This is a genomic window from Bifidobacterium psychraerophilum (assembly GCF_000741705.1).
Taxonomy (GTDB): Bacteria; Actinomycetota; Actinomycetes; order Actinomycetales; family Bifidobacteriaceae; genus Bombiscardovia; species Bombiscardovia psychraerophila.
In genome coordinates, this window is sequence record NZ_JGZI01000010.1 from 766,889 (window position 1) to 790,325 (window position 23,437).

At 59.0% G+C, this 23,437-nt stretch carries 18 protein-coding genes; 4 read left to right on the forward strand and 14 right to left on the reverse strand.

Features of this window, described 5'->3' with window-relative positions:
• The first annotated feature begins 207 nt into the window (after positions 1-207).
• Complete coding sequence (locus BPSY_RS10315) at positions 208-1,152, forward strand: aldo/keto reductase (protein ID WP_033497644.1); 945 nt, start codon at positions 208-210, stop codon at positions 1,150-1,152.
• Between the two features lie 32 nt (positions 1,153-1,184).
• On the opposite strand, the gene BPSY_RS10320 is transcribed toward BPSY_RS10315, so the two are convergent.
• The 5 genes from BPSY_RS10320 to BPSY_RS10340 all read right to left on the reverse strand — a co-directional run bounded on the left by BPSY_RS10320 (position 1,185) and on the right by BPSY_RS10340 (position 8,286).
• Positions 1,185-1,913, reverse strand: a complete 729-nt coding sequence (locus BPSY_RS10320; protein ID WP_033497646.1) for an SDR family oxidoreductase — start codon at positions 1,911-1,913, stop codon at positions 1,185-1,187.
• Position 1,914: 1 nt separating this feature from the next.
• Complete coding sequence (locus BPSY_RS10325) at positions 1,915-3,771, reverse strand: ATP-binding cassette domain-containing protein (RefSeq protein WP_033497648.1); 1,857 nt, start codon at positions 3,769-3,771, stop codon at positions 1,915-1,917.
• A gap of 5 nt (positions 3,772-3,776) precedes the next feature.
• Positions 3,777-5,591, reverse strand: a complete 1,815-nt coding sequence (locus BPSY_RS10330) for an ABC transporter permease (RefSeq protein ID WP_033497650.1) — start codon at positions 5,589-5,591, stop codon at positions 3,777-3,779.
• Positions 5,592-5,856: 265 nt separating this feature from the next.
• Entirely contained in the window at positions 5,857-7,032 is a 1,176-nt protein-coding gene (locus BPSY_RS10335) for an ABC transporter substrate-binding protein (RefSeq protein ID WP_033497652.1), read from the reverse strand.
• Positions 7,033-7,215: 183 nt separating this feature from the next.
• Positions 7,216-8,286, reverse strand: coding sequence for a uroporphyrinogen decarboxylase family protein (locus tag BPSY_RS10340; protein WP_033497654.1), 1,071 nt, complete (start codon positions 8,284-8,286; stop codon positions 7,216-7,218).
• A gap of 344 nt (positions 8,287-8,630) precedes the next feature.
• Between BPSY_RS10340 and BPSY_RS10345 the strand changes: the two genes are divergently transcribed.
• Genes BPSY_RS10345 through BPSY_RS10355 form a run of 3 tightly spaced genes read left to right on the forward strand, consistent with a single transcriptional unit; the run spans position 8,631 to position 12,009 of the window.
• Complete coding sequence (locus BPSY_RS10345; RefSeq protein ID WP_033497656.1) at positions 8,631-9,938, forward strand: O-acetylhomoserine aminocarboxypropyltransferase/cysteine synthase family protein; 1,308 nt, start codon at positions 8,631-8,633, stop codon at positions 9,936-9,938.
• Positions 9,939-9,978: 40 nt separating this feature from the next.
• Complete coding sequence (locus tag BPSY_RS10350; protein ID WP_033497658.1) at positions 9,979-10,782, forward strand: pyrroline-5-carboxylate reductase family protein; 804 nt, start codon at positions 9,979-9,981, stop codon at positions 10,780-10,782.
• Positions 10,783-10,800: 18 nt separating this feature from the next.
• A complete protein-coding gene (locus BPSY_RS10355; protein WP_033497660.1) occupies positions 10,801-12,009 on the forward strand; it encodes a M20 metallopeptidase family protein in 1,209 nt (402 codons plus the stop codon).
• Positions 12,010-12,131: 122 nt separating this feature from the next.
• Here BPSY_RS10355 and BPSY_RS10360 read toward each other — a convergent pair whose 3' ends face one another.
• The 9 genes from BPSY_RS10360 to ileS all read right to left on the reverse strand — a co-directional run bounded on the left by BPSY_RS10360 (position 12,132) and on the right by ileS (position 23,237).
• Positions 12,132-12,923 (reverse strand): VOC family protein, encoded by a 792-nt coding sequence (locus BPSY_RS10360; RefSeq protein ID WP_033497662.1) that lies wholly within the window; start codon positions 12,921-12,923, stop codon positions 12,132-12,134.
• Between the two features lie 74 nt (positions 12,924-12,997).
• Positions 12,998-13,804 carry a pyrroline-5-carboxylate reductase gene (gene proC / locus BPSY_RS10365; RefSeq protein ID WP_033497691.1) on the reverse strand — a complete coding sequence of 269 codons (807 nt, stop codon included), beginning with the start codon at positions 13,802-13,804 and terminating at the stop codon, positions 12,998-13,000.
• Positions 13,805-14,181: 377 nt separating this feature from the next.
• Positions 14,182-14,556, reverse strand: coding sequence for a hypothetical protein (locus BPSY_RS10370; RefSeq protein WP_033497136.1), 375 nt, complete (start codon positions 14,554-14,556; stop codon positions 14,182-14,184).
• Positions 14,557-14,684: 128 nt separating this feature from the next.
• Positions 14,685-15,317: a response regulator gene (locus BPSY_RS10375; RefSeq protein WP_033497134.1), complete on the reverse strand. Its 633-nt coding sequence runs from the start codon at positions 15,315-15,317 to the stop codon at positions 14,685-14,687.
• Complete coding sequence (locus BPSY_RS10380) at positions 15,314-16,630, reverse strand: sensor histidine kinase (protein ID WP_081884412.1); 1,317 nt, start codon at positions 16,628-16,630, stop codon at positions 15,314-15,316. The genes BPSY_RS10375 and BPSY_RS10380 overlap by 4 nt, the downstream gene beginning before the upstream one ends.
• 24 nt (positions 16,631-16,654) lie before the next feature.
• Positions 16,655-18,316: an MFS transporter gene (locus tag BPSY_RS10385; protein ID WP_051921925.1), complete on the reverse strand. Its 1,662-nt coding sequence runs from the start codon at positions 18,314-18,316 to the stop codon at positions 16,655-16,657.
• A 127-nt stretch (positions 18,317-18,443) separates the two neighbouring features.
• Positions 18,444-19,070: a Type 1 glutamine amidotransferase-like domain-containing protein gene (locus BPSY_RS10390; RefSeq protein ID WP_202961812.1), complete on the reverse strand. Its 627-nt coding sequence runs from the start codon at positions 19,068-19,070 to the stop codon at positions 18,444-18,446.
• A 181-nt stretch (positions 19,071-19,251) separates the two neighbouring features.
• On the reverse strand, positions 19,252-19,626 hold the full coding sequence (locus BPSY_RS10395; protein ID WP_033497130.1) for a nuclear transport factor 2 family protein: 375 nt from the start codon (positions 19,624-19,626) through the stop codon (positions 19,252-19,254).
• 248 nt (positions 19,627-19,874) lie between these two features.
• Positions 19,875-23,237 carry an isoleucine--tRNA ligase gene (gene ileS / locus BPSY_RS10400; protein WP_415926591.1) on the reverse strand — a complete coding sequence of 1,121 codons (3,363 nt, stop codon included), beginning with the start codon at positions 23,235-23,237 and terminating at the stop codon, positions 19,875-19,877.
• Positions 23,238-23,437 lie beyond the last annotated feature (200 nt).

The following is a 23,437-nucleotide window of genomic DNA, read 5'->3' on the forward strand; positions in this document are numbered from 1 at the left end:
GCGCCGGCTTGCGAACGCTCTCACGGCTGGCTTGTGCGACGCCTCTCGGGCTCCCCGGCGGCAGCAATCCCCACGGTCTTCCCCGGAGCGCGCTATACGCTGAATCACTTCGCTGCGCGCCGGGAAGGATGTAGAACTGGTATGTCGATATATGAAGGAAGACGCTTGGGATGAGCGTCAGCGATACACCCCGAGGAAAGGGACGCAATGACAGCACTTGGTAATTCAGGCATCGAAATCTATCCGCTGGTTCTGGGAGGGAACACCTTCGGCTGGACGAGCGATGAGCACACCAGCAGGGAGGTGCTGGATGCCTTCGTGTCCGCAGGCGGCAATCTGATCGACACCGCCGATGTGTATTCGGCTTGGGCACCGGGCAATTCGGGTGGCGAATCCGAAATCGTGCTGGGCCGCTGGCTCACCGCACGCTCAAAGCGCGACGATGTGCTGATCGCCACCAAGGTCAGCCAGCATCCGCAGTATCAGGGTCTTTCAGCAGCGAATATCGAGGCTGCGGCCAATGAGTCCCTGCTGCGACTCGGAACCGACTACATCGATCTGTACTACGCGCATTTCGACGACGAGAAGACCCCTCTTGAGGAAACCGTTGCGGCATTCGACAAACTCGTCAAGTCGGGGAAGGTCCGTGCAATCGGAATCTCCAACTACTCCGCCGATCGTGCGCGTGAATGGTTCAGCATCGCCCGCGAGAACGATCTGACACTTCCCGTGGCACTGGAGCCCCATTACAATCTGGTGACGCGCAAGAACTATGAGGAGAATCTGCTCCCCGTCGCCAAAGAGGAGAATCTGGCGGTATTCCCGTATTTCGCTTTGGCATCGGGCTTCCTCACCGGCAAGTACCGCACGGAGGAAGATCTCAAAGGCAAGCAGCGCTCAGGCATGGTCAAGGACTATTTCACACCCGCCGGCCTGAATGTGGTGGCGGCTCTCGATACGATCGCCAAGGATCGCGGTGTGTCCATCGCCACCGTCGCACTGGCATGGCTGCGTCATCAGCCGCAGATCGCGGCCCCGATCGCATCGGCCCGCATTCCGGAGCAACTGCCCGCACTGCTTGAATCGACCAAGCTCGCTCTCAGCGATGAGGAGCTTTCGAAGCTCGACGAGGTGTCCTCAACGGTCGCCTGAGGCATTCGCCTAGCGGTACCCGGCTAGAAGTCTCAGACGTTGAATTTCGCTGAGACCTCTTCCCGTGGGCGCAGATCCACATTGGTGATATGCACATCGGGTGAGGCCTCGGCGATCCAGAGCACGGCGTTGGCGACCGTTCCCGGATCGATATAGGCTTCAGGAGTGAATTCAACACCAAGATGCGTGTCGATCGACCGCAGCATCTTCGTATTGATCTGACCCGGGTAGATGGTGCTCACCCGGACCCCATTGCCGGCCTCTTCGAGTCTGAGGGTGTCCGCGTAACCACGCAGCGCATGCTTGGAGGCCGCATACACACTATGGTTGGCCACGGCCCTCTCCCCTGCACCGGAGTTGATGAATACGACCGTTCCCCGTACCGATCGAATGACCGGCAGCAGGCCTGCGGTCAGCAAGGCCGGAGCGATGACATTGGTGCGCAACAGGCTCTCCCAGTCTTCGACTGTCGCCTGCTCGGCCCTGCCCACTGACGCGGCTGCCGCGGCGTGCACCAGCAGATCGATGCCTTCCGACTCCCTGAGCGCCAGTTCACCGGCCCAGGGCAGAATCTCATTGCTGTGCAGCAGATCAAGCTTGAATGCCTCCACGCCCTCAAGGGCGTTCAGCTGCGCCGCATCCTCATAGGACCGCACCACCGCAAGAACCTTCCAGCCCTGTTGCAGCAGGCTTCGTACGACATTGCCTCCCACTCCGCCGCCTGCACCGGTGACCACCGCGGTCTTCTGTCGCTTCGTCATATCATCCTTCTTCCCGGGCCCCGCCAAGGTACGCTTCCTGCACCTGCGGATTGTCAAGCAGCGAGGACGCCTCTCCCTGCAATCTGATGCTGCCGTTCTGCAGCACGTAACCGTAGTCCGCGATGGACAGGGCGAGCTCCGCCTGCTGCTCCACCATCAGCACGGAGACACCCAGCTCGTCACGCAGTTTGGCTATCTGTTCAAGCACATCCTCCACCAGGCGCGGTGACAGTCCCATTGTGGGTTCATCCATGCAGATCAGACGCGGATGGCTCATCAATGCCCTGGCGAATGCCAGCATCTGCTGCTCACCGCCGGACATCGTGCCCGCCTGCTGGTTGCGGCGCTCCTTGAGACGCGGGAAACGCGCGAACATGTCTTCCACATCGGCATCCGTCTCCGCCGATTTCTTCCGCGTGTACGCACCGGCAAGCAGATTCTCCTGAACCGTCATCTGCGGGAAGACACGTCTGGCTTCGGGCACCGCGGCGATACCGGCAATGACCCGATGACGCGTGCTGGCTGTGGTGATGTCGGCACCGTCGTAGTGGATGCTGCCCTGTTTCGGATGTTTGAGACCGAGAATGGTCTTCATCGTGGTCGACTTCCCCGAGGCATTGCCACCGAGCAGGGAGACGATCGCACCTTGCGGAACATCGATGGAGATCTGCTGCAAGGCATGCACCTGTCCGTAGAACACATCGACATCCTTCAAGGACAACAGGGGCGCATCCTGAGGCGCTGATTTATCGGCCAGCGATCCCGTCTGCCCCCGCGGGGGCTCGGGCTCACGAACAAGGGCCGCCTGCCGTGCATCTGTAGCCGCATGCCCTACTTCCGTGGCGGTGGGCGAGGTGACCGGCAGGGAATTCTGCATGCTCAGCACACCGCCCTCGGCGTCGAGTTTCCTGAGTTGCTTCTTCGCAGGGGTCCGCCGCTTGCCCAGATAGGCCTCGACGACCTGGGGATCGTTCCTGACCTCGTCCGGATCCCCCTGGGCGATGATCCGACCGCCATCCATGGCCAGAACCCGATCCGACAGGGCGATGACCAGATCGATCTTGTGTTCGACCAACAGAATCGTATGTCCCTGTGATTTCAGGTATTGCAACTGTTGGAGCACCTCTGCGGTCTCCGATTGGTTCATGCCCGCCGTGGGTTCGTCAAGCAGCAATAATTTGGGTTCGCTGATATGCGCACGGGCTATTTCGGTTCGGCGACGGTTCGCATAGGACAAGGTGTATGCCAGATCATTGCGACGCGATTCGAGTCGTTCACGGAAACGGTCGATCTCACGGCCAACCCGCTCATCCACCTCTCGACGTTCCCTGCGCGCGGCGGGCCCGGGCACCAAAGCGACACCCGTCTCGGACAGCAAGGGCAGCCATCGGAGCAGGGGAAAACGCTGCAGGGAGCTGAAGGGCCGTTGGGCGCGAAGCTTCTTGTGGTATCCAAGACCGATGTTCTCGTCAACGCTCAGGCCCGCGAATACCCTGCCGTTCTGGAATGTCCGAGCCAGACCACGATCGGAGACCTCCGCCGCGCTCAGCCCGGCGACCGGATTGCCGTCGATGTCGATGATCCCGGAATCAGGTGCGATGAAACCCGAAATGAGATTGATCGTGGTGGATTTCCCTGACCCATTCGGCCCGATGATCGAGATGATCTCACCCTCATGCAGGTCGAAGGAGACCTTATCGACCGCGTGCAGCCCCTGGAAGGACTTCTCCAGATCCCGTACACGCAGCACCACGGGTGCCTCGAGAACCGCTTTACGGTGCTCGGCATTGCTTAATTCCGGATGCTGTGGGATGTACTCCGGATGATTCGCTTCGGATTCGGCGATATTGCTGGTCATGGGTATCAGCCTTTCCTTGCAAAGAGACCCTGCGGCCTGAAAAGAATAATGAGCACCAGAAGCAAGCCATACACGATGATTCGTGCGTCGGGAACGATGCGGAGCAGCTCAGGGCCGCCGATGAGGATAATGGAACCGAGTACCGCACCGAGCGGCGAATTCATGCCACCCAGAACGATGATGGTGAGGATCAGCACGGAAGCGCTCGAGGTGAAGATCGTGGGGTCAATATACGTGTATTGATGGGCCAGCAAAGCGCCGGCGAGACCGGTGAAGAAAGCCGCCAAAGCATAGGCCAAGGATTTATACGCACTGCTCCGCACACTCAGGGCCTGCGCCGCTTCCTGGTCGGAACCCACCGCCTCGAAGACCCGTCCGAGATGGGACGATCGGATACGCATCACCACAAGCAGCGCGAGCAGCAGCACCACGATGTCCAGAAGATATTGCATCTGCTGGGTATAGAGCACCTGCCCGAAGATCGTGGGGAACGGTATGCCCTGAATGCCCAGAGACCCTTTGGTCAAAGGCTCCCAGAGTCTGATGATCGCCACCATCACGGCGCCGACACCTATGGTCGCGATCGCGACATAATGACCCGAGAGCTTCCACACCGGGAAGGTGAGGATACTTGCCGCAATCGCCGCAACAATACCCGCCGCGGGAAGGGCCGCCAAAAACGGCCAGTGCAACTGCGTCGTCAGGATTGCCGAGGCGTAGGCCCCGGCGGCAAGAGGACCTGCCATGCCCAGAATCGTCTGTCCTGCCGAGCCGGATATCAACGTCAGACCGACGGCAGCGATGGCGTAGATCGCCACCTGCGTGCCGACACCCGCAAGATAGTCGGAGAAGAAGAATGGTGTCGCCAGCAGCAAGGCCGCCAGTGCCGCATTGCCCCACCACGGAAGGGTAATGGGCCTTCCGCCGCCCAGGAAGGTCCCGGTCAGAGGCTCCGACTTGACGTCGGTTTTCGGCCCGAGCAATCCCTGTGGCTTGATGATCAGGATGATCAGCAAGGCGCCGAAGGTGATCAGATCATGGGCGCCGTCACCGAGCCAGGAAATGCCAAGGGACTCGACCACACCAAGAACCAGTCCGCCGACGACGGCACCGGGAATGGATCCCAGACCGCCGATCGTCGCCGCGACGAAGGCGGTCATGCCGATCGAACCACCATTCATCGGATTGATATTCGCGTTGAACAGACCGACGAATATACCGGAGATGCCCGCAAGCACCGAGCCGATCACAAAGGAGATGTTGCGAATCGACTTCACGGGGATTCCCATCTGCCGCGCGGCTTCAGGATCCTGTGATGTGGCGCGAATCGCCTGACCGGTTTTGCCGTACTTCAAAAAAGCCCATAACGCGAGCATCAGCAGGGCCGTGAGCAGCACCATCACCACATCCGAGGTACCGAAACGCACATCGAAAAGCTGCAGGTTGTATGTCGGCAGCAGTTTGGGGAATGGTCTGGTCTGCGGTCCGAAGATGAGCTGCAGCCCATTATCGAGAATCTGACCGATACCGATGGTCGCCAGCAATGCCGCAATCGGTTTCCGACCCTCCAACGGTGCGATCACCGCGGTGTTCATCAACAGGCCGAGCAGCCCGGTGACCACGATCACCACCAGAACCGTGGGCAGTATGCCCCAACCCAGCGATGACCCGAGCCACCATGCCACCATGATGCCTACCGCGACAATGGAACCCTGGGCGAAATTGGCCACATTCGTCACGCCGAAGATCAACGACATGCCCACTGCCACCAAGGCATAAGCGCTGCCGTGAATCAGGCCTGAAAATAATGTATCGATCATATGATGTGCTTCCCTTGATTTCCCCACTGTGCAATACGGACAACGCTCCACCCTCGCCATCATCCCGAGGTGTCCAATGGCCCCGCCGCCATCCCGGATGACGTATCAGGAGAAGCGTCGAGCACCTTGCGTCACGATGATACGGGAGCGAATCGGCGTCCATTCGACTCGGAGCGTTGCTACGCAAACATGGCGATCAAGAAGGATCGGGTCAGGATCTCGGGTGGATGGGGCCGGAAGCCCTTAGGGCTTCCGGCTTGACGGCTCAGCCTTCGTATTGTTCGAATTTTCCGTCTTTTACGATCAGCAGGATCGGATCGATATTATCCGCCCTGCGTGTGCTTTGGTTGAACTTGAAGGTCCCTCCGTTACCTTGGTACAGCGGGAAATCGGTGACCGTCTTCAGGGCCTTCTGGATGCCTTTGCGCGTTGCATCGGTGCTGTTGGCGGCATGGGCCAGATCGATGATCGCCTGATAGGCGGTCACTTCGAAATTGCCGGGGTTGTTGCCGTATTTCGCCTTGAAGTCCTTGACGAACTCCTTGGCCTTGGCATCCTTGGTCCCTGTTGCGGAGAAGCTTCCGGTGATGATGGTCCCATTCGCGTTATCACCTGCGAGATCAAGGAATTCCTTGGTCTCCTGGCCTCCGAAGTACTGTCCTGTGTAGCCGAGCTTGTCACGCAAGGTGTTGAGCACCAGAGCACCGTCCGGGCCGTAGCCGATGTCGACCACCGCGTCGGGCTTGGCATCACGCGCGGGAATCAGAATCGGTGACAGATCCGTGGAATCGGCGAGGTATGAGGATTGATAGACGATCTCGGTACCGTTTTTGGCCGCGGCCTCCTTGAAATACTCGTACGCCTGCTTGCCCCAGTCGTTCTCTATGTAGACCACCGAGATCTTCTTGGCCTTCTTCGCCACGATATCGGCATTGGCTTGCTGATACTTGTCCTGTCCGATTTGCGGTGTCCAGACATGATCACCGGTATCGGTGAATGTGGGTGCCGAATTGTTGAAACCGTAGTGGACCAGACCGGCCTGCTGGAAGATCGGCGAAGCGGCCGAGGATGCCGGGGATGCGTAGTCACCGACAACCGCGATTATCGACTTGTCGGCGACGAGCTTGGGCGCCACGGCGGCGTCCTGCTTGGCATCGGACTGTGTATCGAAGTATTTCAGCCCGAGTTTCTTGCCCTGCACGCCACCGTCTGCATTGACCTTCTCGATGGCCAGGTTGAAGCCTTCCTCGAAGAGCTTGCCGTATTCGGCATATTGCCCGGTCTTCGGGTAGATGACACCGATATTCACCGTGTCCGAACCGCTAGCGGATGAGGATGCCGAGGAATCTCCCCCAAGGCCGCAGGCCGAGGCGCCGAATACGGTGCCGGCCGCGACGATAAGCGCCGCACCGCTTCTGAGATGTCGTTTCAAGTTTGTCATGTCCGTTCTCTCTCTTGTTGCTTACTGTTCCTCCCACCGCAAACGTTCCTGCCGGATCGCCAGGGGCGATGGGTCAGGATATGGCTCACCGTGTCTTCCACCGAAGGAGGCTTTCCTTGATGGATTCCGCGGTGAAGATCACACGTTGTGGAGCGCGATGGAAATGTCTGTTGGTGATGGGTCTCAGGCGGCCGAGGTGGATTCCAGGACACGGGCCCTGCTCAGCACCTGCAGTGCCTCATCGCTTGCCGGCGTAGGCACCGTACAGCTGGGAGCCAGCAGGAAAGGCGTGCCCTTCAACGCCGTGATGCTCTCATTGATGTTGTCGGCTATGCCGTCCACGCGCGCATCCTCGGCGAAATCCTGGGCGCTTGCCCCGACCACCGGAACCGCGTCGATGTGATCCTCCACCTGCGGGTTGTCCGCAAGGAAGGGATCCCACTGCAACAACTCATAACGCCCGTCATCGAACCATCGGACGTGGGAATGAGCCTGACAGGTGTGGAACAGCACAACGGCATCGGAGGATGCCTTGCGGAGCGCGTCAACCACAATCCGGTCGTAAGGCTCCGAGAATTCGCGGTACTCCTGCTGATCGAAGTAGTCCTCACTCACCGTTCCGGTTATGGCATAGAAGATGCCGTCGAGACCGGCCCCACCCTCGGATTCGGGTTTCACCAGAAGCTCCACATAGCGGGCAAGCGTGTTGGCGATATGCTCAAGCGCACGTTTGGCGGCTTCGGGCTGGTCGAGTATCAGTGCCTGCACGGTGGTGTCCGAGTGGGCGTAAGCGTCGCCGGGATACAAGGGCAGGTCGGCGATCTGAAGGAGCACCGAAAGCGGTGAGAACACCGTCTGCAGCACCGCGCGGTCCTCAAGGCCTCGTCGTATCAGCGTCGCAGCCTCAAGTGCCTCTGCGAAGGCGGGGCTGCTGAGCGGATCAAGCTCATTGATCTTCTCGATATCCGATGGGACCGCAATCGGTGAGCTGACCTTCCTGGGCAGGACGAAGCCCTGATAATCACCGGGGTCGAATACCGCGCCCCACGCCTCGGCGTAATACACGGCACGAGGATTGATCTTGACCCATTCCCAATCCCAATGCTTGACGAAGTCAACATAGGCATCGGCAAAAGTCTGTGCACCATACTCATATCCGACCAGATGCTGCCATCCGCCGACGAGATAGGGTGTCTCCACGCTGCTGTCATGGCGAGCTATGTCATGGAATATCTGACGACGATCGGATGTCATGATGCTCCTTCTGTTCTGGACGTCTGAGGCGTCGGGCGATTGCTGAGATGTGGACCGGTGTAGACATGCGCTCGATTCGTCACATCCTGATTGATTTCCTACGGGTACTGCCGCCTGCAACCGGTAAGAAAAGATAAGCGCATGCCTGCCCCCCGCGTCAACCTCGAAACGCTTCCACGGCTAGAGACGTTTGTTATAGCCTTTCATCATTCCTTGCAATACAAGCAATCTTGCACCTTCTATCAGTAACGCCTATAACCTCCCGCCTGTGCCGTACCCGGGCATTGCCGGATAATGGGATATCAGACAACGAGCGATCAGATAATGAAGGAGCCGCAAGCACGGTGAGCGAGAACAACAGCTTCGATACGGTACGCATCCATGGCGGTTACGATCCCGAGGAACATCAATACGCCTCGAATGTGCCCATCTACCTGAGTGCGGCCTTTTCCATGGGAAGCGCACAGCGCGGCAGGGATATCGCCGAAGGCAGGGAACCGGGATTCACCTATTCCCGGGTCGCGAATCCCACGGTCAGCATACTGGAGCGCAGAATCGCGCAGCTGGAAGGTGCGGTATCCGCCGTAGCCGTGGCTTCGGGCATGGCGGCGATATCCAATGCCGTGCTGACCGTCGCTGAGGGCGGCGGCAGGATCGTCGCCCACCATGACATCTATGGTGCGAGCCTTGATGAATTCATCAGTCTGGCGCCGAAGCTCGGCATCACCTTTGATTTCGTCGAGGATATCAACGATCCGGAAGAGCTCGCATCGGCCATCGGCCCCGACACCAAGGCCGTCTACGTCGAAAGCATCACGAACCCTTTGACCAAGGTCACGGATGTCGACCAGGTCGCTGCGATCGCGCATGAAGCCGGCATTCCGTTGATTGTTGATAACACCTTCCCCACACCGTATCTCTTCCGTCCGATCGAACACGGCGCCGACATCGTGGTCTATTCCTCCACCAAGGCGATCAACGGGCACGGCAATGTCATCAGCGGACTGATCGTTGACGCAGGGCGCTTCGACTGGTCCAGCGAGCGCTTCCCCCAATTCTCCGAACCGGAGTTCACCCTCTATACCGAGGAGGTCGGCCATTCGCGCAGCTTCGTCGAGGCTTTCGGCAACGAGGCCTTCCACCAACGCCTGCGCTGCAAATTCCTGCGCCTGCTTGGTGCGGTGCTCGGTCCGCAACAGGCGTATCTCGAGCTGCTGGGTTTGGAGACCATCAGCGAGCGGCTCGACAAGGAAGTGTCCTCAGCGCAACGAATCGCCGCATTCCTGGCCGGGCACGATCATGTGACGAAGGTGAATTATTCCGGGCTGCCCGGCGACCCACAGGCCGGACTTGTCGAAAGGCTCTATCCCAAGGGCATCGGTTCCATACTCTCATTCGAGATCGAAGGTTCCGAGGAGCGGGTGAACCGTCTTATCGACGCCACCCGGGTCTTCAGCTATATCCCGAATGTGGGCGATGTCCGTTCACTGATCGTCAATCCGGCACGCACCACCCATCGCGAGATCCCCTTCGAATTCTGGGAGAGGAACGGGTTGAACGTCAATCTCATCCGTTTGTCGATCGGCTTGGAGGATCCTGACGATCTGATCCGCGACCTTGAGCAATCATTCGAACAGGCTTACCGGGACTGATCCGGCACGGTATTTCGGGACTCACCAGAAAGGGGTCATTATGGCAGCATCATTGTATTTCATCGGTGGTGGCAACATGGTCACAGCCATCATCGAGGCGGTCCGACGCAAGCAGGACGGCTACGCCGTCGATTCACTGTATGTGGAGGAGGTGTCCCAGGAGAGACTCGACTATCTGCATGAGGCATTCGACGTCCAGGCCGCCGACAGCACCAGCACTCCCAAGGCGGATATCGTCGTCATCGGGGTCCGCCCGCAGGACGATGTCGCAGGAGTGGTCAGATCGGTCTCCGAGCGATTCGACCCCGCACATACCACGGTGATCTCCATCGTCGCGGGTTACACCATCGACCAGATCGAGCAGAACCTCGGCGATGGATTCAAACTCGCCCGGATCATACCGAATACACTCACCACCACGGATTACGGATTCAGTGGAGTCGCGTTGAACGGGCACGCCACAGCAGAGGATGTCGAGGATTTCCTCCGCACCTTCGGCAAGCCCCTGTATGTGCAGGAGCGTCTGATCGACGTCATCACGGGCTTCTACCCACCGAACCTCGTGTATCACTTCATTGACGCCTATGTCGATGCCGGTGTGCTGGCGGGGCTTCCCCGGGACATCGCGAAGGCGATCGCCCTCGACACCCTGATAGGTGGGACCGAGTTCCTCAAGCAGAAGGATGTGCTCCCACAGGTGTTGCTCAATATCAATAATTCACCTGGTGGCGTGGGAATCACGCAAGCGTATACGCTGAATAAGAACGGCTTTGCCGCGGCGATACAAAGTGCGGTTCTCGCAGCTGTGGAGCGCACCACCGCGTTGGGGAGCGAAGCCAAGTAGCGATCGGAGGGTCACCTGATGAGTACTGCATTCGTCGCACCTGAGGACATCGAAACGGAAACACTCGAAGCAGCCGTGAAGGCCCGTCATTGGCTTCACCGGCATCCCGAGATCGCCCTTCGTGAATATGACACCACGCATTTCATCACCGATCAGCTGGCGTCATACGGCATCGAGACGCGACAGCAAACAGCTTCTGGATCCGCCGACGACCGCTCGGACCATCAGCTCGGAACCGGGGTGGTCGCGGATATTCATGGATTACAAGGCGACGGCCCCACACTGGCCTTGAGGGCGGATATCGATGGCCTCCCTCTGGCGGAGAACGCCGATCATCCTTTCGCCTCTTTGAATCCGGGCATGATGCATGCCTGCGGCCATGATCTGCATACGGCATCCCTGCTTGGCGCCGCGAAGGAGCTGCAAGGCCACCGCGATCGCTTCCGTGGAACCGTGCGTTTGCTGTTCCAGCCTGCGGAGGAATCGGAGTTGGGAGCCCAGAAGGTTCTGGCCGCAGGCTGGCTTGATGGTGTCGATCTCATCGTCGGATACCATAACCATCCCGGCCTGCCGGTGGGCACGGTCGGCATCTCCTCCAAAGCGATTATGAGCGGCAACTACCGCTTCGACGTGACGATTCACGGCAAGGGCGCTCACGGCAGCAGGCCGGAGGATTCGGCTGACCCGATTGCGGCCTTCACCGCGATGTCCGCTCAGATCCAGACCATCGTGAGCCGCAATGTCTCCCCACTCGAGCCCGTCGTCGTCAGCATCACACAGGTGCGTTCGGGATCGGCGTGGAATGTCATCCCATCGGATCTGGAATTCCACGGCACGGCCCGTGCCTTCAACCGGCATAGCGCCGAGTTGATTCAGGAGAGACTCACACGAATCGTCCAAGGTGTCAGTGATGCCTACGCCGTACGCTCGGATCTGGATTGGAGCGTACGCGCCGTACCCATCGAGAACGACCCGGATCTGGCATCGGCACTGGCACGCAGCGCGGAGAGCTACGCGCTGCACGTCATCGAACCGCAGCCGAGCCTTGGATCCGATGATTTCGCTGATTTCCAGCACTCAGGCATTCCTGGTCTCTTCAGTTTCATCGGGTCGAACGGCGACCCTGGTGCCAGCGGCTGGCATACGCCGAACTTCGAGGCGAAGGATTCGGCTCTCCCCTACGCCATCGATTACTACACTCATGCGGTGGACACGCTGCTCGCATGAGGGTCTGATCCGCCGGACAGATGCAAGGCCGCCACGGCATCCCAGTCACCTCGGGTGACGTCGGATGCCATGGCGGCCTTGCCACAGCTGAGCGTGCTGCGTGGAGCCTTCCTCAGCTCAGCTCACAGGAAATCGAGTACCGAATCCCCTATCACCAGACTCTGTCCTCGCAGGCTTTCCTTGGCACCGGTGAATTCCAATGCGGTGATGTGATTGGCAGTACCGTTGCGGAACACCAGATCGCGATCATGCAGGTGGATCACCACACCGCCATCCGTGTTGTCCTCCGCCGACTGCGCGCTTTCCGGCTGTCCGGTGAGCAATGACCACACCCGTGCCATCCCCGCCACATCAGGCACCTCGAATATAACGCGTTTGACCCTCAGATCACCCGCTGGATGAGCCGTGATCAGCCCTTGTGCGGACAACTGCTCCTCACGCTGCTCATCGGTGCCCGGCCATTCAAGGAAGAAGGGATACGGCAAGCCGCTGATGGTGTTGTCTATGAAGAAAATAGACCAACGGATCTCGTTCCCCTGCTGATCGACGCGTCTGCCATCCACCACATCACCGACCGGGATACCCGCGTTCTTCAAGCGCAGGTGCGTGGCTTCGATGTCGTGCGTGCGTATCGCAATGGTGTTGATACGTTCGATCCCCTCATTGAAATCCCGGGCCGCATCGAAGACGGCTGCCGCGCCATCACGGGGGAATGCCGAGGCAGTCCGTTCGTCCTGCACGGAGATGAGCTCGATGTAGTTCAGCCCGAAATACCCCAGGGCGTTCTCGGTCCCCCATACCCGGTGGCTTCCACCCCGGGCGAAGGTGATACCCAGATCCGCGAAGCGCCGGATCTGTTCGTCAAGGTCCAGAACATTGATCATCGTATGGTCCCAGGCAAGATTTTCACTCATTGATCATCGCTTTCTCTTCTTCCGCATCCCCGTCGGATTGCACGTGAGATGCAGGCTTGGTTCAACAGCTTGGTTCACAACTGGGCGGATCGTTCGGCAGCGGCACTGACCGCATCGATCACCGCGGATCTGAAGGCCTTGTCCTCCAGAACGGCGCATCCTTCGATCGTCGTCCCGGCCGGGGATGTGACCATGTCTTTGAGGTCGGCCGGATGCATGCCCCGCTCAAGAATCAATTTCGCCGTGCCGAAACAGGTCTGGGCCGCAAGACGCAGCGCGACGGGACGCGCAAGTCCCTGCCGCACCCCTCCGTCCGCCAGGGCCTCGATGAACATCGCCGCATAGGCTGGGCCTCCTCCGGACAGACCGCACACCGCATCGAGCTGATACTCCGGAAGCAGTTCCACAGTGCCCAGAGAGGCGAATAGCCGTGACGCCCATCGCAACTCCCCATCGTGGAAATCGTTGTCGGAACACAAGGCGAAAGCCCCCGCGCCGACCAGGGCCGGAGTATTGGGCAGGAGGCGCAGCAGGCGGATATCGCCCTGCACCCTCTCTCGAATGCGGGTCGAGCCGACACCGGCCACAATAGACAGCACGGCCTTGCCTGCGATACCCGATCCGCACTGTTCCAATGCAAGGGATAATTGCTGTGGCTTGACCGCAATCAGTATGATGTCCGACTGTTCGCAGACCCCGGCATCATCATCCATCACATTGGCGCCCAAAGCCTGCGCACGTTCACGGGCCTTGGCATCCACATCGTAGACCTGCACGGAGTCCGGGCTGAGTATCCCGCCAGACAATGCCCCGGAGAGAATCGCCCCTCCCATGTTGCCGAAGCCGACGATTCCGAGACGATATGATGTCTGATTCCCCATCCGTGCCCCCATGCCGTGTTCCGATGACATATTCCGATGACATATTCCGATGACATATTCCGATGCGGTGTTCCGATGTCTCGGCGTATCCGCTCTGTGACCAAGCTTATTGGCGGAAAGGGGGCAACACAGCTGTCTCGCTAAACGAATCATCTATCATTCGTTATCGTCTGCGTTGATAAAGGCGCCCGGAAACGGAATCTTCATTGATGGGAAGCCGTGTCGGAGCGGTGCCGGGCATCATCCGGCGATGCCATGAAAACAGCGGAGCCGATGACCGAAAGCCAGGTAGGACATCCATCGTGGAACCCGGGCTTCGACCATCGGCCTACTGTGGCATGCGCCGACGCGCACTGCCGATCATTTACGTGCGGATACTAGGCGAGCAGCTGCTGGACCGACTCGCGAATCTTTCCGGTGGTGTCGTCAACGGCGGAACCCGCTGTCTGTACGGTCTTCGCCAAAACCTTCTGCGCCTGCTTCTGCTTGCGGTCCAGCTCGCCACACCACTTCGACGAACATTGACCCGAAGCGCAACGGTACTTGAAGAAGAAGTAGCCTGCGACCGCCGCAAGCACCGCGATGATCAGGAACAGCTTGCCATGGGAGCATTTGCTCTCGTGGCGCTCATCATCCCAGCCGTAGAAAACATCCGAATTATCGAAATCCTCGTTGTCGTCGGAGCGCACCTCATTGTTCTGCGATCCGTCGTCACGTGGCTCTGTCTCGTCATACTCGTGTTCATTTGCCATATGCCCATCCTCCTTTTCACCAATGGTATCCCACCATATGACCGCACACTCTCGGTGAAATCACACATCCCGGGAGTGTCGCACATCCTGGCTCTCTTCTGGGATGCTCATCTTCGCGCGGTAGCGGGTCAGGAGACCCCGAACCCGCTGTCTCGCTTCGCATAGACCATGGCCACCGCCGCCGTACGATCGTTGACGCCGAGTTTGGCGAAAATCCTACTGAAATAGGTTTTCACAGTGGCTTCACTAATGAACAGGCTGGCGGCGATCTGCCGATTCGTTTTACCGGCTGCAGCAAGTTGCAGGACGGCATGCTCCTGTTCGGAAAGCGGCGGCTTATGCTGCGGATGCAGATGATCGGCCATCGCCTGTGCGGCGCGCGGTGCCATCACAGTCCCGCCTGCAACCGTGTTCCGTATGGATTCGGCAAGGAACTGAGGTTCCACATCCTTGAGCAGGTAGCCGTGCGCACCCGCTTCGATGGCCGTGAGAATATCACCATCCGTGTCATAGGTCGTGAGAATCAGGATTTTCAGACCGGGCTGGATCTGCAGGGCTTTGCGTGTGACCTCGGGGCCGTTCATATCCGGCATCCTCAGATCAAGCAGCAGCAGATCCGGCACCGTCCGTTTGACGCATTCAAGTGCCTGCTTCCCGCCCGAAGCCTGGGCGACGATATCCATATCGGCATGCCTTTCCAGCATGCTGCGGATGCCCTCACGAACCATGGGATGGTCGTCGACGATCACGATGCGAATCATAGCGATGCATCCTCCGTCAGTATGTTCTGCGTCTGCTCTCCAATCGGGAACAGTACCATGATTCTGGTGCCTTTCCCGATCGAGGAGACGCAGCTGAAACCACCCGACAATTCCTCGGCCCTTCTTCGCATATCGATGAAACCATAGCCATGCCCGGTGGCGTTCGCCTGCTCATCGGAAATCGATGCGGCATCGAAACCGATGCCATCATCCTCGATGCACAGGCGCAGCACGGCGCCACCCTGTTGAAGGTCATGCGTCACCCCAAGATCCACGGTGATGCCATGCGCGCGGGAATGCTTTTGCGTGTTCGTCACCGCTTCCTGGACGATACGCAGCACGGCGACCTGCAATGCGAGCGGCAACTCCGGTATGTTCTGATCCACATGCAATGCGCATGTCGGGCCGTCCTCCCCTTCCGTATTCGCCAGTGTCCGTTGCAAAGCGTCACGCAGACCACTTTTCTGCAAAGCCGCCGGCGTGCTGTTGGCAATCAGCGCCCGGGTGTCGTCAAGGCTTTCCTTGGCGATTGCACTGATCATACGTATATGTTTCATCGCCAGTGTGCGGTCCTGCTCGTCACACATCTCATCCGCCGCCGCGCGTGACAGCGCCAGCACCGAAGTCAGGGATTGGGCGATCGTATCGTGCATCTCACCGGCCATGCGCTGCCGTTCGGCGGCGATGCCCTCTTGATGGCTCAAGTGTCTGATGACCTCCTGCTGGCTTTCAAGCCGGCCGATGAGCTGCATGTTGTGCTCGTTGACCTCGACGAGGTGATCGTTCGCGATTCCGATCATTCCGCTGAAGAACACCGATGCGATGGATTCAACGACCGTGTCCGTGATGTTCCCGCCATACAGTGTGGCCGACTGGACCCATGCCACGCCGATGAACCCGCAGTTCATCAGCGTGACGATTCCGAGGGAGGGCCAATAGGTGAACGCGATGAACAGTTGCGGCACGACGATGAACTGGACGAAAACCACGGATGGATTGATCGCCGCCGCCGCGATCAGGCATACGACGGCCAGCACGGCAAAACACCAGCCTCGATATCCGCTTTTGCTCAACGCCTCCGCATCATCTCCGGAATAGGGATCGACGAAGAACAGGAAGACCACAGTCGGCAAGCCGAGCAGCACGACCAGGGCAAAACGCTGATACCAGTCGATCTGTGTCAACATCACGATGGCGATTATCAGCAGCGGAGTGGCTACGGCAAAATACATATTCCACCGGCTGTGCACATTGCTTGTAGAAACGCGCATTGCGTCGATTCCCGATTCCTCCATAGGCTGCATCCCCTTCATACCCTCGTCCGCTGCATACTCAGCCTAGCCCCGGGTGCCCATGGCATCCGCCGTGGCATCCCTCGCCGTGGCGTTCTCGCGTGGATACAGCAGTGCGATAACGATGAACAGCACTCCCGCACATGCCATCACCATGAACACTCGCCCGACCGCAGTGGCGTAGGAACTTCGGATGATGTTCATGATCCCGGTCTGGATCTGCTGCGGCAGCTCAGAGAGTTGGGAAGAGGAGTGCGAAGCGCTGCCGGAGCCGACCGAGTCTGCTATGGTCTGCGCCGCTTCTCGACTCACCCCATAGGGGTGGAGACCGGAGTAGAGCTTCTCGGTGAACACGGATGAGGATACGGCGGAGAGCAGGGCCATGCCAAGCGCACCTCCGAAGTTCTTGAGCAGTTGCGATATCGCGGTGACTTCACCATATGAGGCGTCGAGAGCCCTGTTGACCATATCCGTCGCTGCAGGACTGAACATATAGCCGACGCCGGCACCAGCCAGACCGATCATCACATTCAGATTCCCGGTGGACACGGGGACCCCTGAACGCACGGCGGTGGCCGCGTTCGCGATGCCCGAGAAGCCGATGATCGTCAGTACCCCACTGACGATGAAGACCCCGCGAATGCCTCGACGCCCGAAACGTTTGGCACCCAGCTGCGCGGCGATCATGAAGCCGATGAAGAAGTACAGAATCAGCAGGCTCGCATTGGCCACACTGAGTCCAAGACTCAACTGGCCATACACGCTCAGGAAGAACATCACGGGAATGAAGACCACCGATGCGATCAGCGAAGCGAGGGCCGAAAGCGAGAAGCGGAGGTTACGAAAGACACCGACCTTCATGATCGGATGGCTGCGTTGCAACTCCACCATCACGAAAGTGACGATCAATCCAAGTGAGATGATCAGGCTGCCGATGATTCGCGGATCGGTCCATCCGACCGAAGCACCCTGCTGCAACGGTACGATCAGCGCCACCATCGCCAGGGCCGCAAGCAGGGCTCCCGGCCAATCCAGATGCCCCTGCCGGACACCGCCCGCCACTGCCCGATCCTGGGGTGTCAACCATGCGGTCAACAGCAATGCTGCCAGTGCGAGCGGGATATTGATGAAGAACACGTAACGCCATGAAAATGCGATCAGGTAGGAACCTGCGATAGGACCGATCGACGTCATCGCGCCCGTGATCGCAAAGAACAAGGCCATTGACTTCGCACGCTTGTCGACCGGCGAATACGTGAAGATGATGCCGACAGCCGCCGGGAACATGCATGCGAGTCCGATTCCCTGCACCACGCGGGAAGCGATCATCCATGTCAATGCGATACCGGTATGCGGACCCAGACCGCAGAGCAGGCTTCCCACACCAAACGCGAGGATGCCGATCAGCATCATCCGCTTGTAGCCGATCACATCCGACAGTCTGCCCGCAAGCGGGAAGAAGGCGGCAGCCGCGAGCAGATAGGCGTTGACGATCCACGTCACACCGGAGGATTCAAGACCCAAACCGGATTGGATGGCACTGTATGAAAGCGAGACGATGGTCTGATCGATGGAGCTCATCGACACCGCAACGATCAGACCGAGGAGGATCAAAGCCATGTTGCGCTTGTTCCCGGAAATCTGCGCGCCGGCCGGCGCAGCTGCATACCCCGCACCATTCGCTTGGGATGTTTGATTGATTGACACCTTGGGGACCTTCCTTACACGGATGGGGCTGTTGTCCCATTCACCATGCAAGACCGTATGGCAAGTCAACCGTCACGTCTGTCATCCATCAGGCCACACCTGTGTCCCCCATTCGGGTGACACAGGCTCAGGCGGCGGTGAGCGTCTGAGTCCGACCGTTGACCACGGTGATGACCTGGTTATTGCTGATCGCACGCAGATCGAACTGCTCACCGTAGCTCTTCAGAATGGTGTTCGCCGCCTTCCTGAAGGGGATGTTCCCGACATGCGGCAGCACTGAAAAATCCGTGACCCCGAGTGCGGTGAAGTCACCATCGAGGCTTGGCGCCACATCGCTTGAATCCATCGGCGAGATGTATGTGATGTCGTGCGAAAGGATCACCGAACCCGCCGACGCCCCGATATATGGTTTGCCCGCATTGATCTGCTCGACGATGATGCGGCCCGCACCTGAACGACGCATCTCTTCGAGCAGGTAGAAGGTGTTGCCACCGGAGACGAATATGTAATCCGCCTCATCCAGCTTGCTGCTGATCTCCTGTGTGGAGGCTTCGGCGATATCCAAATCGGAAACCGTGACGCCCATATCCTTCAAGGCGTTGCGATCCGAATTCACGAAGAAATTGATCTTGTCCTTGTTGCTTGCCGTGGGGATCAGGCACGCCGTCCTGCCTTGGATGTCTTCACCGATGAACTCAGGGAAGAACTGTGCGACATCCTCGAACGACGACGAAAGAAATAGATTCTGCATCATACCCCCGGACTCTGCGTTGAAATACAGGTACAGCCTACCCGATGTGAATGATGGCGCGATGAAGCCTTCGGCTTATATTCGACGCATCGCTTGCCGCGACCGTTCCTGCGACCACTCGGTCAGGCATCCCTACGCCCCGCTCGCGTGAACGCGACAGCCGACCGTAAGCGCTCGAATTCCCTCAGGCGAGGGCCACCGACCCCTTCACCACCTGCCACCGCCCGTCGATGAACTCCCAATCCCTGTGCCATTTCAGCCGCGCGACCCTCGTTGCTCCCTGCTCCGAAGTCGCCACATCGGCGACCACTTCGGTGAAGTTCCGGCCATTCGAGGCATGAACGATCCGGCTCACCTCATCCAGACGCTCGAAGTGCGTGGCACCGGATCGGTGGGCTTCCAGATCGTCCTCTTTGCTGATGGCCGCACCATCAACGCCGGTGAACACCAGATCATCGGAGATCATACGGTCCAGAGCCACGACATCGCTGGATTTCATCGCTTGCTGCATATCGCTTTCTGCCGCATCCAGCGCTGCTTCAATCTTCGAATCATTCATATACCAGCCTGGTCCTTATCGTCGTGCATGTCATTATGCGTCATCGTGCATGGGTTGATGAGTCAGTCCTATCCGCTGGCATTGACCGGCAACACCGATCCCGCGTGTTGCCTCCCTCCGGCATGCAGCCGGGAATCAAGCGCTCTCCACGAATCGTGATCCGCAGACCGAATCGTCACGATCACAGCAAACAGCACGCCGCCCTTAGGCGTGCGTGCTGTTCAATCGTGCTTGGCTTGGCCTTGGAACTAAGCCTTGGCCACCTCCACGCTGAGCTCCTGCGCAGCGCCGTCGCTCTCGACGGTGATCGCGGTTGCCAGGGTCTCCCCTGCGATCAGCTCTTTGAACTGTTCGATCTTGCTCACATCCGCCTCGGGCACATCAAGCTTCAACGTGATGCGGTCCGCGATGTCAAAGCCTGCATCCTTACGTGCGTCCTGCACCACGCGGATCGCATCACGGGCATAGCCTTCCGCCAGCAGATCATCATTCAACTCGGTGTCGAGAATCACGAAGCCACCGGAGGGCAGGGCGGCCGAAACCGAGTTGGCTGCCACCTGTGCATCGCGTTCCTTGACGCTGTTATTGACTTCATATTCGCTGGATTCAAGTGCGATCTCCCCTGAGGGTGTTTCCACAAACACCGTTCCGGAAGCATCCACATGCCAGGCTCCGGTTTTGGAAGCCTTGATGGCGAATTGCACCTGCTTGCCGAGGCGCGGACCGGCGGCACGGGCGTTGACCTTCAACTCGTGAACGATATCGAGGCCCTGTTCCGCGGCGTTCTCGATCGTGGAGAAGGCCACATCCTTCACATTGAGTTCCGATTCCAGCAGCGCCGTGTAGGGCTCGATGGCCTCCACATCTTCGACGATCACCGTGAGCTTGCTCAGCGGCTGACGCACGCGAATCTGTTCGGCCTTGCGCAGCGACAAGGTTCCGGAGACGATCTCGCGCACCTGCTCCATGGCCGAGACCAATGCCGGATCATCACGGAGCACCAGACCCAACTCGGTTTCGGCACCGCTTGCGGTGTCGGTCACATACGGCCAATCCGCGAGATGCACGGATTCGCCACCGGTCAGACCACGCCAGATCTCCTCGGCTTCCATCGGAGCGAGCGAGGCAATGGTCCGGGTGAAGACCTCCAGAACCGTATAGAGGGTGTTGAAGGCCCGCTCGTCTTCCTTCCAGAAACGGTCGCGGGTGTTGCGGATGTACCAGTTGGTGAGCACGTCGATGAAGTCGCTCGCCGCTTCGCAGGCATCGGCGATCGCAAAATCGTCAAGCGACTGCTGCGCCTTGACCACCAGGCGACGGGTTCTGGCCAGCAGATAGCGGTCCATCTCCGGCAGCGCGTCGATCTCTTCCGGCTTCAGGCATCGCGCCTGGTAACCCTCGCCGTTGTTCGCGGCATTCGCGTACAACGTGAAGAAGTAGTACGAGCTCCACACCGGCAGCATGACCTGACGCACGGTGTTGCGGATGCCCTCCGCAGTCACCACCAGATTCCCGCCGCGCAGGATCGGCGAACTCATCAGGAACCAACGCATGGCATCGGAGCCGTACTTGTCGAATACGCCGTTCACATCGGGATAATTGCGCAGATGCTTGCTCATCTTCTGGCCGTCGGAACCCAGCACGATGCCGTGACAGATGACGTTCTTGAAGGCGGGCTTATCGAACAAGGCCGTCGCCATCACGTGCAGCAGGTAGAACCATCCGCGGGTCTGACCGATGTATTCGACGATGTAGTCGCAGGGGAAATGCTGTTCGAAGTACTCCTTGTTCTCAAAGGGATAGTGGAACTGTGCGAATGGCATCGAACCGGAATCGAACCAGCAGTCGAGCACATCACTGATGCGGTGCATATGCGACTTGCCGGTCGGGTCATCGGGATTCGGGCGCGTGAGGTTATCAATCCACGGACGATGCAGATTCACCTCGCCTTTGTCATCAACCGGATAGCTGCCGAAGTCGTCTTTCAGCTCATCCAGGGAACCGTACACATCCACACGCGGGTACTTCGGGTCGTCGGACACCCACACCGGTATCGGGGAGCCCCAGAAACGGTTGCGGCTGATGGACCAGTCGCGCGCATTCGCCAACCACTTGCCGAACTGCCCATCCTTCACATTCTCGGGGATCCAGTTGATCTCCTGGTTGTGGGCCAGCAGCCGGTCCTTGAACTTCGTCACACTGACGAACCAGCTGGAGACGGGCTTGTAGATCAGCGGGGAGCCACAGCGCCAGCAATGCGGATAGCTGTGCACGTAGCTCTTCTCCTGGAAGAGGATGGCTTTGCGATCCTCGGGGATCCCGGCCAAGGGTCCGTCTCCCGCACGCAGGTTACGGATGATCGGCATATTCGCGTCGAAGGCCTGCATGCCTTCGTAATCCGGGCATTGCGAGGTGAATACCGCGCCGTCGTCGAGCACGTCGACGCTGCGGATGCCCTTGGCGTTGAGGGTGTTCATATCATCCTCGCCGTAGGGGGCCTGATGGACCAGTCCGGTTCCCTCGACGGTATCCACGTAGTCCGCGGTGAAAATCTGATAGGCGTTGGCGCCGGGAGTGCCATCCTCGGCCAGCGACTTCTCGTCGGAGAAGTACGGGAATACCGGCCAGTATCGCCAGCCTTCCATATCCGAGCCTTTCAGGGTGCGCAGGACCGTGAAGTCCTCTCCCAGTTCCTTGGCGTAATCCTCGACGCGTGGTGTCGCGATATAGAATTTCTTGCCTGCATACTGCCCGTTCACGGCCTGCACTTCGCTGTATTCGATGTCGGCACCGACGACGATCGCGAAGTTGGTCGGTACGGTCCAGGGCGTGGTGGTCCAGAAGACCGCGTAGGCATCGTCTTCGTCCTTCAGGCGAACGGCCACGGAAACCGTGGTGTCCTGACGGTCCTGGTACACGTCGGCATCCATGCGCAGCTCATGGTTGCTCAGGGGCGTCTGATCCTTCCAGCAGTATGGCAGCACGCGATAGCCCTGGTATGCCAGACCCTTGTCGTACAGCTGCTTGAACGCCCAGATCACGGACTCCATGTACGGCACGTTGAGGGTCTTGTACCCATGCTCGAAATCAACCCAACGGGCCTGACGGTGGACGTAGTCCTTCCACTCCTCGGTGTACTTCAACACCGAAGTGCGGCAGGCATCGTTGAACTTCGCGATGCCCATCTGCTCGATTTCGTCAACGCTTTCGATGCCAAGCTCACGCTGGGCCTCAAGCTCCGCTGGCAGGCCGTGCGTATCCCAGCCGAATACCCTGTTGACCTTGTGACCCTTCATCGTCTGGTAACGGGGAATCACATCCTTGGCGTAGCCGGTCAGCAGATGGCCGTAATGAGGAAGCCCGTTGGCGAATGGGGGTCCGTCGAAGAACACGAACTCGTTGTTGTAGTGTTCACCGGAGTCATGTTCGTCAATGGACTTCTGGAAGGTATTGTTCTCATCCCAGTATTTGAGAGTGTCCACTTCCATTTGCGGGAAGTCTGGATTCGGCGTAACAGCCTGGGCCTCAGCATCCGTCGAAGCTTTCGGATACACATTGCCCGGACGCGCGTCGTTCTGATTTACACCATGGGAAGCTGTGGTATCACTCACTGCAATCTCCTCGTTCGTCACTTCGTAACTTCAGTCACTTGACGAGGACGATGCTCCGCACCCTGTGGCGCGATTCACCGCGGTACCACCCCGCTTGCTGCGTGAGATGCACAAGACATGCTCCAACAGCCGCTTGATACAGGCTATGTCGGGCCAACCCGCCGGTTCTACTGAGAATCGTCCGCAGGCCTGGGCCTGCA

Excerpts from the sequence above, each read along its gene's own strand:
- BPSY_RS10315 (WP_033497644.1), top strand. The coding sequence starts at position 208 with ATGACAGCACTTGGTAATTCAGGCATCGAAATCTATCCGCTGGTTCTG.
- BPSY_RS10320 (WP_033497646.1), bottom strand. The coding sequence starts at position 1,913 with ATGACGAAGCGACAGAAGACCGCGGTGGTCACCGGTGCAGGCGGCGGA.
- BPSY_RS10325 (WP_033497648.1), bottom strand. The coding sequence starts at position 3,771 with ATGACCAGCAATATCGCCGAATCCGAAGCGAATCATCCGGAGTACATC.
- BPSY_RS10330 (WP_033497650.1), bottom strand. The coding sequence starts at position 5,591 with ATGATCGATACATTATTTTCAGGCCTGATTCACGGCAGCGCTTATGCC.
- BPSY_RS10335 (WP_033497652.1), bottom strand. The coding sequence starts at position 7,032 with ATGACAAACTTGAAACGACATCTCAGAAGCGGTGCGGCGCTTATCGTC.
- BPSY_RS10340 (WP_033497654.1), bottom strand. The coding sequence starts at position 8,286 with ATGACATCCGATCGTCGTCAGATATTCCATGACATAGCTCGCCATGAC.
- BPSY_RS10350 (WP_033497658.1), top strand. The coding sequence starts at position 9,979 with ATGGCAGCATCATTGTATTTCATCGGTGGTGGCAACATGGTCACAGCC.
- BPSY_RS10355 (WP_033497660.1), top strand. The coding sequence starts at position 10,801 with ATGAGTACTGCATTCGTCGCACCTGAGGACATCGAAACGGAAACACTC.
- BPSY_RS10360 (WP_033497662.1), bottom strand. The coding sequence starts at position 12,923 with ATGAGTGAAAATCTTGCCTGGGACCATACGATGATCAATGTTCTGGAC.
- proC (WP_033497691.1), bottom strand. The coding sequence starts at position 13,804 with ATGGGGAATCAGACATCATATCGTCTCGGAATCGTCGGCTTCGGCAAC.
- BPSY_RS10370 (WP_033497136.1), bottom strand. The coding sequence starts at position 14,556 with ATGGCAAATGAACACGAGTATGACGAGACAGAGCCACGTGACGACGGA.
- BPSY_RS10375 (WP_033497134.1), bottom strand. The coding sequence starts at position 15,317 with ATGATTCGCATCGTGATCGTCGACGACCATCCCATGGTTCGTGAGGGC.
- BPSY_RS10380 (WP_081884412.1), bottom strand. The coding sequence starts at position 16,630 with ATGAAGGGGATGCAGCCTATGGAGGAATCGGGAATCGACGCAATGCGC.
- BPSY_RS10390 (WP_202961812.1), bottom strand. The coding sequence starts at position 19,070 with ATGATGCAGAATCTATTTCTTTCGTCGTCGTTCGAGGATGTCGCACAG.
- BPSY_RS10395 (WP_033497130.1), bottom strand. The coding sequence starts at position 19,626 with ATGAATGATTCGAAGATTGAAGCAGCGCTGGATGCGGCAGAAAGCGAT.